The organism is Rhizocola hellebori (genome assembly GCF_016862955.1).
Taxonomy (GTDB): Bacteria; Actinomycetota; Actinomycetes; order Mycobacteriales; family Micromonosporaceae; genus Rhizocola; species Rhizocola hellebori.
The window spans coordinates 31812-47401 of sequence record NZ_BONY01000072.1; the positions used below are offsets into that span (position 1 = coordinate 31812).

16 protein-coding genes are annotated in these 15590 nt (G+C 66.6%); 7 read left to right on the forward strand and 9 right to left on the reverse strand.

Annotated features, from left to right (window positions below):
* Nucleotides 1-29: 29 nt before the first annotated feature.
* Genes Rhe02_RS38175 through rfbB form a run of 3 tightly spaced genes read right to left on the reverse strand, consistent with a single transcriptional unit; the run spans nt 30 to nt 3180 of the window.
* Nucleotides 30-1325, reverse strand: a complete 1296-nt coding sequence (locus Rhe02_RS38175; protein WP_203913357.1) for a polysaccharide biosynthesis protein — start codon at nt 1323-1325, stop codon at nt 30-32.
* Nucleotides 1322-2203: a dTDP-4-dehydrorhamnose reductase gene (rfbD, locus tag Rhe02_RS38180; RefSeq protein WP_203913375.1), complete on the reverse strand. Its 882-nt coding sequence runs from the start codon at nt 2201-2203 to the stop codon at nt 1322-1324. Before rfbD ends, Rhe02_RS38175 begins: the two co-directional genes overlap by 4 nt.
* A complete protein-coding gene (rfbB, locus tag Rhe02_RS38185) occupies nt 2200-3180 on the reverse strand; it encodes a dTDP-glucose 4,6-dehydratase (RefSeq protein WP_203913358.1) in 981 nt (326 codons plus the stop codon). The genes rfbD and rfbB overlap by 4 nt, the downstream gene beginning before the upstream one ends.
* Before the next feature lie 83 nt (nt 3181-3263).
* On the opposite strand from rfbB, the gene rfbA reads away from it, so the two are divergent.
* Genes rfbA through pafA form a run of 3 tightly spaced genes read left to right on the forward strand, consistent with a single transcriptional unit; the run spans nt 3264 to nt 6158 of the window.
* Nucleotides 3264-4166 carry a glucose-1-phosphate thymidylyltransferase RfbA gene (rfbA, locus tag Rhe02_RS38190; RefSeq protein WP_203913359.1) on the forward strand — a complete coding sequence of 301 codons (903 nt, stop codon included), beginning with the start codon at nt 3264-3266 and terminating at the stop codon, nt 4164-4166.
* Nucleotides 4163-4768, forward strand: coding sequence for a dTDP-4-dehydrorhamnose 3,5-epimerase (gene rfbC, locus Rhe02_RS38195; RefSeq protein ID WP_203913360.1), 606 nt, complete (start codon nt 4163-4165; stop codon nt 4766-4768). The genes rfbA and rfbC overlap by 4 nt, the downstream gene beginning before the upstream one ends.
* 31 nt (nt 4769-4799) lie before the next feature.
* Nucleotides 4800-6158: a Pup--protein ligase gene (pafA, locus tag Rhe02_RS38200; protein WP_203913361.1), complete on the forward strand. Its 1359-nt coding sequence runs from the start codon at nt 4800-4802 to the stop codon at nt 6156-6158.
* An 8-nt stretch (nt 6159-6166) separates the two neighbouring features.
* Here pafA and Rhe02_RS38205 read toward each other — a convergent pair whose 3' ends face one another.
* The 4 genes from Rhe02_RS38205 to Rhe02_RS38220 form a co-directional block, all read right to left on the reverse strand.
* Entirely contained in the window at nt 6167-7579 is a 1413-nt protein-coding gene (locus tag Rhe02_RS38205) for a hypothetical protein (protein WP_203913362.1), read from the reverse strand.
* Nucleotides 7580-7786: 207 nt separating this feature from the next.
* On the reverse strand, nt 7787-8812 hold the full coding sequence (locus tag Rhe02_RS38210; RefSeq protein ID WP_203913363.1) for an NAD-dependent epimerase/dehydratase family protein: 1026 nt from the start codon (nt 8810-8812) through the stop codon (nt 7787-7789).
* On the reverse strand, nt 8809-9600 hold the full coding sequence (locus Rhe02_RS38215) for a glycosyltransferase family 2 protein (protein ID WP_203913364.1): 792 nt from the start codon (nt 9598-9600) through the stop codon (nt 8809-8811). The genes Rhe02_RS38210 and Rhe02_RS38215 overlap by 4 nt, the downstream gene beginning before the upstream one ends.
* Nucleotides 9597-10799 carry a nucleotide sugar dehydrogenase gene (locus tag Rhe02_RS38220; RefSeq protein WP_239124324.1) on the reverse strand — a complete coding sequence of 401 codons (1203 nt, stop codon included), beginning with the start codon at nt 10797-10799 and terminating at the stop codon, nt 9597-9599. Before Rhe02_RS38220 ends, Rhe02_RS38215 begins: the two co-directional genes overlap by 4 nt.
* 263 nt (nt 10800-11062) lie before the next feature.
* On the opposite strand from Rhe02_RS38220, the gene Rhe02_RS38225 reads away from it, so the two are divergent.
* Complete coding sequence (locus tag Rhe02_RS38225; protein ID WP_203913365.1) at nt 11063-11251, forward strand: hypothetical protein; 189 nt, start codon at nt 11063-11065, stop codon at nt 11249-11251.
* On the opposite strand, the gene Rhe02_RS38230 is transcribed toward Rhe02_RS38225, so the two are convergent.
* Nucleotides 11239-12309, reverse strand: coding sequence for a DUF3866 family protein (locus Rhe02_RS38230; RefSeq protein ID WP_203913366.1), 1071 nt, complete (start codon nt 12307-12309; stop codon nt 11239-11241). The genes Rhe02_RS38225 and Rhe02_RS38230 overlap by 13 nt on opposite strands.
* Nucleotides 12306-13241 carry a cation diffusion facilitator family transporter gene (locus Rhe02_RS38235; RefSeq protein ID WP_239124325.1) on the reverse strand — a complete coding sequence of 312 codons (936 nt, stop codon included), beginning with the start codon at nt 13239-13241 and terminating at the stop codon, nt 12306-12308. Before Rhe02_RS38235 ends, Rhe02_RS38230 begins: the two co-directional genes overlap by 4 nt.
* A 67-nt stretch (nt 13242-13308) precedes the next feature.
* On the opposite strand from Rhe02_RS38235, the gene Rhe02_RS38240 reads away from it, so the two are divergent.
* From Rhe02_RS38240 to Rhe02_RS38250, 3 genes are read left to right on the forward strand one after another with little or no spacing between them, the layout of a single operon-like run.
* Complete coding sequence (locus tag Rhe02_RS38240) at nt 13309-14289, forward strand: helix-turn-helix transcriptional regulator (RefSeq protein ID WP_203913368.1); 981 nt, start codon at nt 13309-13311, stop codon at nt 14287-14289.
* Nucleotides 14290-14293: 4 nt separating this feature from the next.
* Complete coding sequence (locus tag Rhe02_RS38245) at nt 14294-15241, forward strand: helix-turn-helix transcriptional regulator (RefSeq protein WP_203913369.1); 948 nt, start codon at nt 14294-14296, stop codon at nt 15239-15241.
* Between the two features lie 23 nt (nt 15242-15264).
* Nucleotides 15265-15528: a hypothetical protein gene (locus Rhe02_RS38250; protein WP_203913370.1), complete on the forward strand. Its 264-nt coding sequence runs from the start codon at nt 15265-15267 to the stop codon at nt 15526-15528.
* The last annotated feature ends 62 nt before the right edge of the window (nt 15529-15590 follow it).

The following is a 15590-nucleotide window of genomic DNA, read 5'->3' on the forward strand; positions in this document are numbered from 1 at the left end:
CTAGACCCGCGCTAGACCCGAGGCCGTCGCTATCTGGCGGCGGCCTCGGGAACCAAGACGGTGAGCGTGGGGGCCGACTGAATGCTGCGGCGCAGGCCCATGCCCAGCAGTGCGGCCGTCGTGAACGCCCCGAGCACCAGGCCCAGCTCGACCCGCAGCGAAACCTGAAGCGGGAGAAGGCATACGGCGAAAAGCACGACCGTTCCCGCCATCCAGCACAGCGCCTGCCGGCCGTGCTGCTCGAGCGCCACCGAGGTCTGGCCGAAGACGAAAGCCCACAGATAGGCCACCACGCCAAGGCACAGCAGCAGAAAATCGAGCCAGGTCAGCACGCTGGGTGCGTTGAAGAGGCGGGCGGCCAGGAACGACCCCAACGGCACCAGCACCACGGCCGCGGCGCCTGCCATCGCGGTGACCGCGATCAGAGCGCGGCGGATGAGACGCCGCAATCCTTCCCTGTCCGACTCGGCGACCGCGGTGGTGGCGCCGGCCAGCAACGCCCCGTGCATGGCGCCGAACAGGAAGACCGGAATCCGCACCAGGATCATCGCGGCGAGCAGTGCCGTGGCCAGCTCGGGGCCGTCGTCTGGGCCGGCCAGCAGCTGCGCGTTGATGACCGCCACGTTGATCATGAGCTGGTTGAGGAATGCTGAGGCGGTGAGCTGACCGAGCTTGCCAGACAGATCGGCCCACGGCAGCGCCACACCCGCGGTGTTGGAGCGCACGATCGGGGGCAGCGTGCAGAGCACGGAGACCAGCGGGGCGAGCGCGATCAGCATCGCGTAGGCGGAAACGTTGCCGGACATGGCACTGCTCGCGACCACGGCCGTGCCGACGAGGCGGATGGACCCGTCGATGGCCAGCTGTGACCCGTACCAGCCGAAGCGGCCCAAGCCGGCAAGAGCGCCCCGGGTCGCGTGGGCCGCCGCGGTCACCCCGATAGCGGCGAAGGTGAGCCAGACCATGGTCCGGTTGCCGTGGAAGAAAAGCGAAGCGACCCAATCCTGGGTGGCCCAGGCGCCGACCAGCAACACGCAGCAGGCCAGGCAGACCGCGATGAGGCCCTTGGACAGCACCGGCCCGATCGGGTCGCCGACCGCTCTGCGGCTGGCGACCAGACGGGTCACCTCCTGCTCCAGGGGCAAAAACAGCCCGGGCGCGACCGCGGCGACGATCGACCACATCACGGCCAGCGCTGCCATCTCCTGCGCAGGCAGGGTGTGGCCGGCTACCGCGAGCTGGGCGTAGGCGGCCGCGCCGAGCGTGCCGACCCCGAGGCCGACCAGCAGGGTGCCTTTGGGCAGCAGCGCCGCAAGCCGCTTCACGGGTTCACCTTTCTGAACACCTCTGCTTCGAAGGCCGCCTTGAGCTGAATGTCCCACCCGGGCTGGGCGGCCAATCCGGCCTGACGCCAGCGATCGTGCCCGAGCACGCTGTAGGCGGGCCGGGCAGCGGGACGCACAAATTCGTTGCTGGACACCGGAGTGAGCCGGGCCGGGTCGAGGCCTGCGTGCCGGAAAGCTTGCACGGCAAGCTCGAACCAGGTGGTCTGGCCGCCGGCCGTGCCGTGGTAGACCCCGGCCGGCGCCTGGCGCTGCCGCGCCGAAGCGGCCAGCTCGGCGATCTGGGCGGCCAAGGCTTTGGTCCAGGTGGGCTGGCCGTGCTGGTCGTTGACAACGGACAGGGTTTCCCGTTTCGACGCCAGATCGAGCATGGTCTGCACGAAGTTGCGCCCGTTGGCGCCGTAAAGCCAGGAGGTGCGCACGACATAACCGGTCTCGGGCAGGGTGGCCAGCACGGCTTGCTCGCCTGCCAGTTTGCTGCGGCCGTAAGCGTTCACGGGCTTGGTGGGCGCGTCCTCCCGGTACGGCGACGTGGCCTGCCCGTCGAAGACGTAATCGGTGGACAGGTGGATGAGGATGGCTCCGGTCTGCCGGCACGCGTCGGCAAGCCCTTGCACGGCACCACCGTTGATCGCGGTCGCGGCGGCTTCCTGTGTTTCGCTGCCGTCGACATCGGTCCACGCGGCCGCGTTGACGACCACGTCGTGCCCCAGCACCGCATCGCGCACCTGCTGAGGATCGCTGATGTCAAGACCGGCCCGGTTCAGCGCGGTGATCTCCTGGGTGGCATCGGCACGCAACAGCTCCGCGAGGTCATGCCCCAACATCCCGCCTGCGCCCGTGATCAGCCACCGGGTCATTGAGCCGGCGCTGCCTTCAGCGGCTCCCACCACGCGCGCGACTCCTTGTACCAGGAGACGGTGTCGGCCAGGCCCTGGGCCAGGCTGACTCCTGGCTCGTAGCCGAGCTCGTTGCGGATCTTCGTGATGTCCAGCGAGTACCGCCGGTCGTGGCCCTTGCGGTCCTCCACCGGCACAACCATCGACCAGTCGGCGCCACACGCTTCCAGCAGCCGCTCGGTGAGCTCGCGGTTGGTCAGCTCGGTTCCGCCGCCGATGTGGTAGACCTCGCCGGAACGGCCCTTGGTCAACGCCAGCTGGATTCCCGCGCAGTGGTCATCGACGTGCAGCCAGTCACGGATGTTGAGGCCGTCTCCGTAGAGCGGCACCTTCTTGCCGTCCAACAGGTTGGTCACAAACAGCGGGATGACCTTTTCCGGGAACTGGTAAGGGCCGTAGTTGTTCGAGCATCGGGTGACCACCACGTCCAGCCCGTGCGTGCGATGGCAGGCGAGCGCGATCAGATCTGATCCCGCTTTCGAGGCGGCGTAGGGCGATCGCGGCGCCAGCGGCCACTCCTCTGTCCAGGAGCCCTCGGCGATCGAGCCGTAAACCTCGTCGGTGGAGACATGCACGAAGCGGCCCACCGCGTGCCGGCGCGCCGCGTCCAGCAGGGTCTGGGTGCCTTCGACATTGGTGCGCACAAATTCCATCGCCCCGGTGATGGAACGGTCGACGTGGGATTCGGCGGCGAAGTGAACGACGGCATCCTGGCGCTGCATCACGCCATCGACAACATCTTCGTCACAGATGCTGCCTTGCACGAACACCAGATTGGGATGGTCGGCCACAGGCGCCAGATTGGCCATGTTCCCGGAGTAAGTCAGCTTGTCCAGCACGGTGACGTGCACTTCATCGTGGCCGATGCTGTCGCCCAGAAGCATGCGGACATAGTTCGAGCCGATGAAGCCGGCCCCGCCGGTGACAAGGATCCTCATAGCTCGGGCAGTCTACGCGACCACCGCGCAAAGCCGTGACCAGCCCTTGATAGCACGCGCCCGGTGCGCGGTAGGCTCGCCGGATGCGTGGAATTCTCCTTGCCGGCGGCACCGGATCGCGGCTTTGGCCGATCACGAAAGCGGTCTCAAAGCAGCTGATGCCGGTTTTTGACAAGCCTATGGTTTATTACCCGCTGTCCACCCTCATCATGGCCGGTATTCGCGATGTGCTCATCATCACCACACCGCAGGACCGGCCACAATTTGAGCGGCTGCTGGCGGACGGCTCGCAGTGGGGTGTGCGGCTTGAGTACGCGGTGCAGGCCCGCCCCGAGGGGATAGCCCAGGCTTTCCTTATCGGCGAGGAGTTCATCGGCGACGACGATGTGGCGCTTATCTTGGGCGACAACATTTTTCACGGTACGGGTCTGGGCCGGCAACTGGGCGGGAGAGCGCCGCTGCAGGGCAGCCGCATCTTCGCCTACCCGGTGGCCAACCCGCAGGAATACGGCGTCGTCGAGTTCGACGAGTCGGGCCGGGTCTTGTCGATCGAGGAAAAGCCGCAGCAGCCCCGTTCCCGCTATGTCGTTCCCGGCCTTTACTTTTACGACAACCAGGTCGCGAAGATCACCCACGATCTGCGCCCGTCGGCCCGGGGCGAGCTGGAAATCACGGCGGTCAACGCCGAGTACCTGCGCCGCGGCCAGCTGATGGTCAGCGTGCTCGACCGGGGAACAGCGTGGCTGGACACCGGCACCTTCGCCTCCCTGGTCCAGGCCGCCGAGTATGTGCGGGTGATCGAGGAGCGGCAGGGCATGAAGATCGGCTGTGTCGAAGAGGTCGCCTGGCGCGCGGGTTTCCTCAGCGACGGCCAGCTGCGTGACCTGGCCGAGCCGTTGCTCAAGAGTGGTTACGGCAACTATCTGCTGGGCCTGCTGGAAGCGACGAGCGCGACGCAGAGCCCGCCGCCGGGGAGTCAGGTGTGAAAATTCATCCTCTCGGGATCGAGGGCGCCTTCGAGGTCGAGCCTGAGCTGCGCGGCGACTCCCGTGGCCAGTTCATGGAGTGGTACCGGTGGGACGCGCTGGCCGAGGCGGTGGGGCATCCGCTGAAACTGGCACAGGCCAACATTTCCATCTCGGCCGCCGGGGTGGTGCGCGGCATCCATTTCGCGTCGGTGCCGGTCGGCCAGGCGAAGTACATCACCTGCATGCAGGGTGCGCTTCTGGACGTGGTCGTCGATCTGCGGGTCGGCTCGCCAACCTTCGGCAAGTGGGAGGCGGTGCGCCTCAACGAGACCAATCGGCGCTCGGTCTATCTCGCGGAGGGCCTCGGGCACGGCTTCTGCGCGCTTACCGACAACACGATGATCGCCTATATGTGTTCGGCCGTGTACAACCCCGCCGCCGAGTTCGTGGTGCATCCGCTGGATCCGGCGCTCGGGATCGAATGGCCGGTGGCTCAGCCGATCCTGTCGGCGCGCGACGAGACCGCACCGACCCTCGCCGAGGCGGAACAAAAGGGCATTTTGCCGCAATTCTCAGACTGTCGTGACTACACGGCAAGTTTGAGGCATGGCGGCATGTGACCTTGGGCGCTTTGCCCGCTACTGTCTGAGCATGGATCGGCGAATCTTCGGGCTCGAAACCGAGTACGGCGTTACTTGCACCTATCGCGGGCAGCGGCGGCTTTCTCCCGATGAGGTCGCCCGGTATCTGTTCCGGCGGGTGGTCTCCTGGGGCAGATCGAGCAACGTCTTCCTGCGCAATGGCGCCCGGCTCTATCTCGACGTCGGCTCCCATCCCGAATACGCCACGCCCGAGTGTGACTCGGTGGCCGATCTGGTCGCGCACGACCGGGCCGGCGAGCGGATCCTGGAGGGGCTGCTCGTCGACGCCGAGCGAAGGCTTCACGACGAAGGAATCGCCGGGGAGATCTACCTTTTCAAGAACAACACCGATTCGGCCGGCAACTCGTACGGCTGTCACGAGAACTATCTGGTCAGCCGGCACGGCGAGTTCGGCCGGCTCGCCGATGTGCTCATCCCGTTCCTGGTCACCCGCCAGCTGATCTGTGGCGCGGGAAAGGTGCTGCAGACCCCGCGGGGCGCGGTTTACTGCCTGTCCCAGCGCGCGGAGCACATCTGGGAAGGCGTTTCGAGCGCCACCACCCGCAGCCGGCCGATCATCAACACCCGCGACGAGCCGCATGCCGATGCCGAGCGCTACCGCCGGCTTCACGTCATCGTGGGCGACTCGAACATGAACGAGATCACCACGCTGCTCAAGGTCGGCAGCGCGGATCTGGTGCTGCGCATGATTGAAACCGGCGTCGCCATGCCGGATCTGGCGCTGGAGAACCCGATTCGAGCCATCCGCGAGGTCTCCCACGACATCACCGGACGGCGCAAGGTCAGGCTCGCCAACGGCAAGGAGGCCAGCGCGCTGGAGATCCAGCGCATCTACCACGAGAAGGCGGTCGAGTTCATGGGCCGCCGCGGCGCCGACCCGGTGTCGCAACGCGTGGTCGACCTCTGGGGCAGGGTGCTGACCGCGGTGGAGGACGGAGATCTGGCGAGCGTCGGCCGCGAGATCGACTGGGTGACCAAGCTCCGTCTCATCGAGGCCTACCAGAAGAAGCACGATCTGCCGCTGTCGAGCCCGCGGATCGCGCAGATGGATCTGGCATATCACGACCTGCGCCGCGGCCGCGGTCTCTACCCATTGCTGGAAAAGCGCGGCAAGGTCGACCGGGTGGTCACCGACCTACGCACCTTTGAGGCCAAGGAAACGCCGCCCCAGACCACGCGGGCGCGCCTTCGCGGCGAGTTCATCCGCCACGCGCAGGAGAAGCGCCGTGACTTCACCGTGGACTGGGTCCACCTGAAGCTCAACGACCAGGCGCAGCGCACCGTGCTGTGCAAGGATCCCTTCCGCGCCCACGACGAGCGGGTGGAAAGGCTTATCGCGTCGATGTGACCGAGGCTTCAGTCCTCTTTGCGAGGCGTCGCCGAGTCCGGCACGCCGTCGTCGATCTGCACGCAGTAGGGCCATTCGCACCAGCGGTAGGTCCGGAACACGTGACACGGCACGACCACCAGCGAGTAGTAGGGCGCCGGCCCTGAGCGCAGGGTCACCTCGCGCCTTGCGCTCCACTCACTGCACGACTCCGCGCCCAGCTTCACCTGCTGCGTCCACAGCGGACCCTTGTGGCGATAGGTGTCGTTGTGTCGATAGTTGACGGCGCTGACCAACAGGAGAAAACAGGTCAGCACGGCCAGTGGGGCATGCGCGAGGGCGAAAGCCCGGCGATCGGCCATCGGACGGCTGGCCGGGATCAGCAGCGCGGCGAGCGCGGTGAAGATGAGCATCTCCACCGGAAGCAGATAGCGTTGAGTGATCATGCCGTTGGCCATAATCGTCATACAGGCCAAGGCGACAGCGTGGGCGAAGGCCACCGCGGCCAGCAGCCAGCGGGGCCGGGTAAGGCGGTAGAACGCCACGGCCACCGCCGCGAGCACGATCAGCCACGCCACCACCGCCCGCAGCACGTGGTCCAGGCTCACCGGGTGCTCGCTGAGCATCCAGGCCTGATTCCAGCCGAGCATGGAGTGCGGCATCGCCCACAGGACAAAGCTTTGCAGGGCCCAGAACGGGTCTTGCCGCGGCGAGGCGAAGTTGCGGTCGGTCAGCCCGAAGTACAGCCCGGCCATCTGAATGACCAGACCGGAGGTGAGCAGGCCGGCCATCATCAGGCTGAGGCGGTCGCGGCGCACCCAGAGCCGGACGACGGCCAGCGGGATCAGGATGACCACCAGGAACGTGGAAATCGCCGACATGCCAATGGCAGCCACCTGGACAATGCGCCCGGCCCGGCCGCCGGGCACCCACAGCACGAACCAGAACATCGCGTACACCAAGAAGAACTGGATGGTGGCTGGACGGTTGTAGATCTCGGAAGCCCAGTTCTCGGCGGTGGGGGAGAACAACATCGGGGCAGAGACAAGGAACCGGGCCAAGGGGTGGCGCAAGTGGGTGCCGCTGGCGATGTAGACGCCCAGGGCGAGCACGGCACACAACATTGCGGCCTGGATCGACAGGATGGCGGCGGCCCAGGAGATGGGGAAGAGCGCGGCCACCTCGCCCATGATGCGCGGGCCCACCTGGAAGTAGCCCACGTAGGGCTTGACCAGGTTGTAAGCGGTGGGGCTCATCAGGGCGTCGGTCAGCAGGTCGCGGGCGTCCTCCTCCCAGATCGTCTGAAAAGGCCCCGCTCCGGTGGTGCGGGCCAGGCTCACGATGGTGCCGGCGAAGACGGCCAGCGCCGACCACAGCAGCGCCCGTTTGGGCCGGGGCCGCGCCTCGGTCTCGGGAAAGAGCTTTGACAGTTGCTGCCGCAATACCAAGAGGCGTGGTAAAGCCGGACTTTCAGCCTGCTCCCGTGAGGGCGCAGACAATTCGGAAGTGGTCATCTTCTACCTCTTGGCGGGGGCTGGTGATGGGCAATCATCGACCAGCGGACACCAAATGGCAAGACTTGGTTAAAGAAGCGTGCCACCGTCGACTCGACGGTGGCACGCCCCACATGAACAGCGGAAATAGAAAGCCTAGAGTCGGCCGTCCGCCACCGCTTGGGTGACCCACGGAATGACCTCGTCGAGCATTTCGGTCAGCGAGGTGGTGGCCTCATAACCGAGAACGTCACGGGCCTTACTGACGTCCGGCACGCGCTTTTGCACGTCGTATTCGAAAGGCGTGTCGGACACGAGCTGCAAAGGCGCGTCCGGGCCCTTGATCTTGTGCCAGATCACCTCGGCGAGCGCCTTGACGGTGGTCGACTCGGCGGTGGAGAGGTTGAAGTCCTCGTTGAACGCCGCCGGGTGCTCCAGGGTGTCGACGATGCCGCGGGCGAGGTCGCCGCCGTAGGTGTAGTGGCGCACCTGCTCGCCGTCGCCCAGGATGTGCAGCGGGTCCTGACCCTTGATGACCTTCTGGACCAGGTCGGGCACGACGTGCGACATGGCCAGCTTGACGTTGCCGGACAACACTTCCGCGTCACCGAGGGCGCGGCCCTCACCGATGCCGACGCAGTTGAACGGGCGCACGATGGTGTACGGCAGCTTGTACTGGTCCCACGCGGCCTTCGCGTAGTACTCCACGGCGAGCTTCTGGAAGCCGTAGGACGACAGCGGCGGCGGGATGCGGCGCTCGTCGCCTTCCTTGCTCGGCCAGTGCTCGGTCGACTCGAACACCATCGACGACGACACGTAGGTCATCTTCTTGAGGGTGCCGGCCTGGAAGGCACGGATCGCCGCGTCGCAGGAGGAAGCCATGATGCGCTCGTTGGTGGCGAGCAGGTCATAGGCGTAGGCGTGGAAGTACGAGATGCCACCGATCATCGCGGCACCGGCGATGAAGTGGTCGCAGTCGGCGAGCAGGCCGGAGATCAGGTCGACGTCGCGGGCATCACCTTCGATGAACCGGTAGTCGGGGTGGTTGTCGTAGCTTTTCGTGACGGGGCCGTACTTGGAATAGTTGTCGACACCAACAACCTGATAGCCCCGCTTCAGCATGTCTTCCACGACGTAGCCGCCGATGAAACCCGCCGAGCCAGTGATGAGAACCTTTGTCACTTTCCGACCTTCTCCTTCAAATTTTCCTTAGAACCGGGCTGGCGAACTATTGCCTCTGGGGGTCGCCTGTTCTTGAGTTGTTCCATGGTGAGACGAGGTCCGAAGGCGAACCTGTACCACCTGAGGTAAGCGGGCAGGAAGCCCGCGAGATCGAAGCGGGACTCGCCCAGCGTGCGATCGAGCCAGATGGTGGGGATCTCGGCCACGGGCAGCCGAAGCCGGTGTGCCTTGGCCGTGAGCTCGAGGCCGATCGAGAAACCTGTACGGCTCTCGATGCCCACGTTGCGGGCGAACTCCGTCGAGTAGGCCTTGAAGCTGTTGGTGGCGTCGCGGGTGCCCACCCGGGCCAGGATCCGCAGCGAGCGGCCGGCCCAGCGCGACAGCATGCCCTTGAACCGAGGCCCGCCAACCTGTTGCCCGCCTGGCATGTAGCGCGAGGCGGCGGCCACCACCACCCCGCGGTCGACCAGACGCGCCAGCTCGTCGATCTGGCGCGGGTCGTCGGAACCGTCAGCCATGGTCACCACGGCCACCTTGCCCCGGGCGGCGTGGATGCCGAACCGGATGGCGTTGGCCGGCCCGCGACCGTAGGTGTTGTGCACGGTGCGCACGCGGTCATCGGTGGCGGCGACCTTGGCCGCGAAGGGGATCGTGGAGTCGTCCATCGTGTCATGCACCACGAGCACCTCGGCCGGAAGCGTGACTTCGCGCAGGATGCGCTCAAGGCACGCGATAATGCCTTCTCCCTCGTTGTATACGGGGATGACCACCGAGACCTCGGGCGTCATACGCGCATGCCTCGCCCGGTGATGCCCCAAAGGTCGGCAACCTGTTTGTCGGTGGCGAGGTCGCGGTACTCGGGGTGCGGGGTGGCGATCACCAGAAGGTCAGCGCGCTCAAGCACTTCGTCGAGGGGGAGGAAACGATCGTCGGCAATGTAAGGGTCGTTGCAGAGGGTTTCCTTGGCCTTCAACATGAGGATCTTGCGAAGCTTGTAGGAGAGGCTTTCCCGCGGGTCGTCGCTGCCACCCTTGAACGACATGCCCAGGATGCCGACCGTGAGGTTCTGCAGGTCGTAAGCGCTCTCAAGCCGCGACACCAGATACAGCGGCAGGCCCTCGTTGATGAGCATCGCCGAGTGGCCGAGCACAAAGTTGTTCTTGTTGAACGCGGCCAGCTGCATGGTGTCCTTGAAAAGGCATGGCCCAGCGGCGAAACCGGGGCCGGGGATGTCGGCGGCCCGTGGGTAGTCGAAGGAAATGGCGTGGCGGATGCGCTCGAAGTCGAGCCCGGCGTCGTTGGCCATCATCCAGAACTGGTTGGCCGCGGCGAACTTGATGTACCGCCAGGTGTTGGTGAACAGCTTGGCGAGCTCCGCCTCCTCCGGCTGCAGGCGCACGATGCTGCCGGTCAGGTTGCGGAAGACCTTCTCGGCCCGATCGGCCGCGGTGTCGTCGCGCGCGGCCACGATCTGCGGCAGGTCGAACAGCTCGGTCATCGCCTTGCCCTCGGCGATGCGCTCGGGGCAGAAGGCCACATCGATGCGCAGGCCGCGGCGCGAGAGCATGCGCTCGGTCAGCGCGGTGACCCCGGGGTGGACCGTGCTGCGCAGGATGATGAGCTGACCGTGGCGCAGGTGATCGGCACAGCGCTCGATGGCTTGCGGGACAGCGCCGATGTTGGGATTGAGGTGCTCATCGACCGGCGTGCCCACGATGACGATGATGTTCTCCGCCGTCCCGACACTGGCCGGATCGGTGGTGGCCTTGAGCCGCCCTGTGGTGGCGGCCTCGCGCAGCGGCTCCGCCGCGCCGTCCTCGTCGAAGGGGAGGGTGCCGCTGTTGACGACATCGACCGCAGCCTGGTTGATGTCGTACAGCGTGACCGAAAGACCCCTGGCGGCCAAGGCGATGCCGAGCGGCAGCCCGACCCGGCCACACCCGCCGACAATGACTACGTCGCGGGTCCATTCGTCAAAGTTGGCCACGACATCACCCTCAATCGTTCTCGATTTTTGTTCTGCTCCCGATCAACCCCGACCAGCTCAAGAAGGCTACACTTCCTGCTTGGTTGGCGCGCGCCAGGTTACCAGGCTATCGGGAGTGACGATTAGGCCCTCTACCTTGCCTAGCAGCCGAGACAGGACAACGTGCGCTCTGTCCGATACCCGACCTACGGCGTGACTGCGGCCGTAACGTCGGGGTGAGCGGATGTTCCAGTTCTCGCTTATGCCGGTAAGCTGGACCCACTATGAACAATGAACAGCCTGAGGTCACCCCGCACGATGTGCGGGCCAACTTCATGCAACGGCGCCGCGACAAGATCGTCGCTGAGATCCAAGCCAATCGGCGCGGTGAGTACAAGGTGCCCACCTGGGTGCTCACGGCCATCCTGGTCGCGATTCTCGCCGCGTTCGGCGCGTTGATCTACTTCTCCTGACCGTTCTCGGCGATCAGGCTGGCGGCATGGCGTCCAGCCGCTGCCGCGGCGAGGAAATAGAGGTAGTCGTCGTCGAGGCCGCGGCCCATCGTGCTGTGGGTGACCGGTGACTTGCGCAGCGCGTCGTCGAGCCCATCGGTGGCGACGGTGACCAGCGTGTGCCGCTGGGCCAACGGCGCGATTCCTTCCAGCACATGGGGTTTGAGCCCTTCCGGCACGGCCAGCTCGGCCGGCACGAGAGCCACCTTCTGGTAGGCGGTCAGGCTGTGGTGCGACAGCCCCCGATGCCGGGCGCGGGGATCGGCTTCAGAGATGCGCAGCGATCCCACCGGCCGGCCTTCGAGGACGCCTGCCGCGTTGACCGCCTCGCCGACCGCGATTCCGGAGAATCCCCATGTGGTACCGGTGCCGAGGTTGCCGGGACCCTGGGTCACCACCGCGATGTCGGCGGCGAGCACATGCCTTGCCGCGAGAAGTCCACTGTGGACGGTCACCGCTTCCAGGTCGCCTCCCCAGGATTGGCCGGTCGTCACGGTACCCACCAAATGGTCTGCAAGCGCGTCAAGGTTGCGGGAGAAGCCGGCCGGCAACGCGCCCCCGTCGGTCATCACATACGCGATGCGGGCATGTGGCGCGTCGGCGTGGATACCGGCCACCACCGCGGGCAGGGCGGAGTGCAAATCCGCTGTCACCACAGGCATTCCGGCGAGATGTGAGGCGCGTTCCATGATGGGCCGGCAGGGCGAGTTCTCCTCGTCCACCGAGAGCACGACCGTCTGAAGTGGACTGTAGCGCGACTTGACGATATGACCCTCGAAGACCGGGTCGGGCGGGAGCCGGTCGGGGATCGCCACGACGATGGCGTAGCCGCCGGTGCCCAAGCCCAGATCGAGCGCGTTGGTGTTGAGCAGCACGCGATCGCCGATGACCGGCTCGCCCACCACGGCCGGGTAGGCCAGCGCCCTGACCTGGCGAGCGTCGACCTCGACCGTCAGCTCCACCGCCCCGCGCCACTCGCGCAGCCGCTGGATGACCTTTCCTTCACGCCATCGGATCATGAGCTCGCTCCGGTCGGGTCTAGGAACACTTGCTTGATGGTGGGAAACGCGGCTCGCAGGCTCTGCTCGCCCAGCTCGCAGGCTCGCTGTACGTCCCCGGCCGTCACCGTGTCCACAAACCCGACTCTAGCCGCGACCAGAACGTTGCCGATCCCAAGTTGCTGGGTGTACAGCTCATAAACCGCGTTCACGTGCGGCGTGGCCCGCAGAATCGCCAGCACGCCGTCGCGCGCCTCCAGCGGCATGGCCTGCCCGATCAGCAGGGAGATGTTGGCGCGAGCCAGCACGACGGCGACCACCAGAAGCAGCAGGCCGATCAGCACGGAGGCCAGGCCGTCCCAGAACGAGTTGCCGCTGGCGTGGCTCGCTCCGATCCCGGCACCGGCGATGACCAGGCCGATGAGCGCGGCGACGTCCTCCAGCACGATGGCTTTGAGGGTGGTGTCCGAGGTCAGGCGAAGGAAACGCAGCGACGGCGTCCTCCAGCGCCGCGCCGCGCGGCGGGTCTGGCGCACCGATTGCGTCAGCGAGACCGATTCCAGTACAAAAGCGATAGCAAGCACGATATAGGAGACAGTGGGATTACCCGGCGCCTCGCCGTTGAGGATGGTGTTGACGCCGTGGGTGACCGCGAAGCCGCCCCCCGCCACGAAGGTGAACAGGGCCGCCAATAGGGCCCAGACGAAGGCTGAGCGGCCGTGGCCGAAGGGGTGGCTCTCGTCCGCGGGCCGGGCGCCGCGACGCAGCGCCACGTAGAGCAGAACCTCGGTGGTGGTGTCGGCGAACGAGTGCGCGGCCTCGCTCAGCATCGCCGCGGAACCGGACAACACGCCCGCCACGACCTTCGCGAGGGCGATGGCAAGGTTGGCCCCACCGGCGACGATGACGGTGGTCACACTCTCCGTAGCTACTGATTGTTGTCGTTCGGTCACTACGTCCACTTTAGGGGGACGGTTACCTGTTTCCGCTTCTGGACCTAGCGCTGCTAGCGTGGCGCTTGTGTCGCGCAGCCGTACTGAACGCCTGGTCAATCTGGTGATATGTCTGCTCTCCACACGCCGTTACCTGACCGCGGCGCAGATCGCCGCGACCGTGCCCGGATACGAGCACGACCCCGAGGATGCCAAGGAACACGACGCCTTTCAGCGCAAGTTCGAGCGAGACAAATCCGAGCTCAGAGCGCTTGGCGTGCCGCTGGAGACCGGCACGGCGAGCGCCTTCGACAGCGAGCCCGGCTACCGCATAGCCCATCGTGACTATGCGTTACCGCCCATTCCGCTGGCCCCCGACGAGGCGGCCGCGGTCGGGGTGGCGGCCAGGCTGTGGCGGCATGCCGGGATGGCGGCGGCCGCCTCCTCCGGGCTGGCCAAGCTCAGAGCCGGGGGCGTCGAGGTGGATCCGCACGCCACGCTGGGCGTGGAGCCGGTTATCGCGGTGGATGCCTCCTTCGAGCCGTTGACCGCCGCGGCCAGAGCGCGCCGCCAGGTGACCTTCGAATATCGGGTACCGGAGGACGACGCCCCCAAAACCCGCCACCTGCAACCGTGGGGAGTGGTCTGCTGGCGTGGCCGGTGGTACGTGGTCGGTTTCGATATCGACCGCGACGCGCCACGGTGTTTCCGGCTTTCCCGCATCGTCGGGCAGGTTCTCGGCTACGGGCCGGTCGGCGCCTTCGCCCCGCCCGCCGACGTCGACCTGATCGGCTATGTTGCCCACTGGTCCGGCCCGGTCGAGCGCACCCAGACCGCCCGGGTCCTGGTACGCCACGGCCGCGCGGCAGGCGTGCGGCGCTGGGCCACCGAGGTAGCGTCCACAGTGGACGGTGATGTGCTGGAGATGCGCTACGCCGACGCCGACGGCTTCGCCGCCTGGCTCGTCGGCTACGGCGCCGACGTCACCGTGCTGGAGCCCGACGATGTGCGCAAGTCCATCATCGCGAGGCTGGAGGACATCGCCGAAGTGGCCGAGGCCAAGGTATGAGCACATGAGTAGCGGCTCGGCGGGGGATCGGCTGGCACGGTTGCTGAATTTGGTGCCGTATCTGCTGGCGCGCCCCGGGATCGAGATCGGGGAGGCGGCCGCCGATCTGGCGGTGTCGGAGAAGCAGCTGCGGGAGGACCTGGAGCTGCTGTGGGTGTGCGGCCTTCCCGGCTACGGCCCCGGCGACCTGATCGACATGTCTTTCGACGGTGACCGGGTCACCGTCACCTATGACGCCGGCATCGGCCGTCCGCTGCGGCTGACCCCTGACGAGGCAACAGCTTTGGTGGTCGCCCTGCGGATGCTGATGGAGACGCCGGGGGTCTCCGACCGCGACGCCATCGACCGGGCGCTGACGAAAATCGAGAAGGCCGCCGTGCTGGAGCAGGCGCCGCCGGTGGCCGTGCGCATGCCGGGCGACAACGATCGGGTGCAGACCCTGACCGGCATGCTCGAGCGCGGCAACGCCCTGCAGATCAGCTATTACTCGGCGGCGCGCGATGTCACCAGCGATCGCGTCATCGACCCGATGCGGCTGCTCGCCGTCTCCGGTCGCTCCTATTTGGAGGCTTGGTGCCGCTCCGCGCAAGGCGTGCGGATGTTCCGGGTGGACCGCATCGATGCGCTCGTCGAGCTGGACGAGAAGGCCCGCCCGCCCGCGGGCGTGGTGGGCGCCGATCTGAGCGACGGAGTCTTCCAGCCCGACCCTTCGGCCACCCTGATGACGCTGCGGGTCAGCCGCGGCAGCCGGTGGATCACCGAGTACTACCCGTGCGAGTCGGTGGTCGAGGTCCCCGGTGACGAGTGGCTGGTCTCCATGCGCGTCAACGATCTGGACTGGGCCCGCCGGCTGGTGCTCGGCCTTGGCCCCAAGGTGTCGGTGGTCTCGCCGGAACACCTCGCCGACGCGGTTCGCGCCAGCGCCATAGCCGCGCTGAACAACTACAGCTGAAGGCCGGCGCATACACTGCTGAAGTGGTGCTCTGGATTGTCATCGGCGTGGTGGTGCTGGGCCTGGTCATCCTGCTGCTCGCGCTGCGCGCCCTCGCCCTGCGGATGAAGGCCTTGCAGGCCGAAGGGCTGCGCCTCAACGCCGGCGCCGCGAAGGCTCAGCAGCTGGCCGAGGTGGCCCAGGGTCTGCAAGCCCACGCCGATTCGCTGAAGCTGCGCGCCGACCTCGCCGCCGAACAGATCGAGCAGATAAAAAGAACCCGAGCCCAAAACTCTGGCGCGCGCTAAAGCAACGCGCGGCAGCGCCGCCCAAAAAGCCGGCGTCTTCCCTCACGATCATGAAGCCCAAG